The 1,086-nt window shown below is 68.1% G+C and carries 3 protein-coding genes; all 3 read left to right on the top strand.

Annotated features, from left to right (window positions below; genetic code table 11):
* Nucleotides 1–291, top strand: a 291-nt coding sequence (locus C3481_RS15970; protein ID WP_181021961.1) for a DUF177 domain-containing protein, incomplete at its 5' end; no start/stop codon positions are given.
* A gap of 2 nt (nucleotides 292–293) precedes the next feature.
* Nucleotides 294–467 carry a 50S ribosomal protein L32 gene (gene rpmF, locus C3481_RS15965; RefSeq protein WP_003951102.1) on the top strand — a complete coding sequence of 58 codons (174 nt, stop codon included), beginning with the start codon at nucleotides 294–296 and terminating at the stop codon, nucleotides 465–467.
* Nucleotides 468–487: 20 nt separating this feature from the next.
* On the top strand, nucleotides 488–1,086 hold a 599-nt coding region (gene rnc / locus C3481_RS15960; protein ID WP_103843290.1), incomplete at its 3' end, for a ribonuclease III.

The raw sequence follows: 1,086 nt of genomic DNA, 5'->3' as shown, positions 1-1,086 counted from the left end.
GCCGAGGACGACGAGGACAGGCTCTTTGTCGAGGACGGTCTGATCGACCTCGAACCCGTGCTGCGCGATGCGGTGGTGCTCGCACTGCCGATGCAGCCGGTGTGCCAGGAAGACTGCCCGGGCCTGTGCTCCGAGTGCGGGGCGCGGCTGGCGGACGACCCGGACCACCACCACGACGCCGTCGACATCCGTTGGGCGGCTTTGCAGGGATTCGCCGATTCACTCGAAGCCGGCGATAAGGACGAGATGAGCGGCGCCGAAGCGGGCGTCGACGAGAAGCAGGAGAAGTAGCCGTGGCTGTTCCGAAGCGGAAGATGTCGCGCAGCAACACGCGCCACCGCCGGTCGCAGTGGAAGGCTGCGGTCCCCACCCTGGTTGCGTGCGAGCGCTGCCACGAGCCCAAGCAGCAGCACATCGCGTGCCCGTCTTGCGGCACCTACAACAAGCGCCAGGTCCTCGAAGTCTGAGCGGGCTGGTGAGAGGCACTGTGTCCACGCCGAAGAAAACCTCTGCGGACAACCAGGCCTCGTCCCACACGCTTCTGGAAGGGCGGCTCGGCTACCAGGTCGAGTCCGCCCTTCTGGTGCGAGCGCTGACCCACCGTTCCTACGCGTACGAGAACGGCGGTCTGCCGACGAACGAGCGCCTGGAGTTCCTCGGAGACTCCGTGCTGGGCCTCGTCGTCACGGACACGCTGTACCGCACCCACCCCGACCTGCCCGAAGGCCAGCTGGCCAAGCTGCGGGCCGCGGTGGTCAACTCGCGTGCGTTGGCGGAGGTCGGGCGCGGCCTCGACCTCGGTGCCTTCATCCGGCTCGGCCGGGGTGAGGAAGGCACGGGCGGCCGGGACAAGGCGTCCATCCTTGCCGACACGCTCGAAGCCGTCATCGGTGCCGTCTACCTGGACCAGGGCCTCGACGCGGCCTCCGAGCTGGTGCACCGCCTGTTCGACCCGCTGATCGAGAAGTCCTCCAGCCTCGGTGCCGGCCTGGACTGGAAGACCAGCCTCCAGGAACTGACCGCAACCGAAGGACTCGGGGTCCCCGAGTACCTGGTCACCGAGACCGGGCCGGACCACGAGAAGAC

The organism is Microbacterium sp. Ru50 (genome assembly GCF_002920555.1).
Classification (GTDB): domain Bacteria; phylum Actinomycetota; class Actinomycetes; order Actinomycetales; family Microbacteriaceae; genus Microbacterium; species Microbacterium arborescens.
This window is presented reverse-complemented; position numbering and strand designations above follow the sequence as displayed.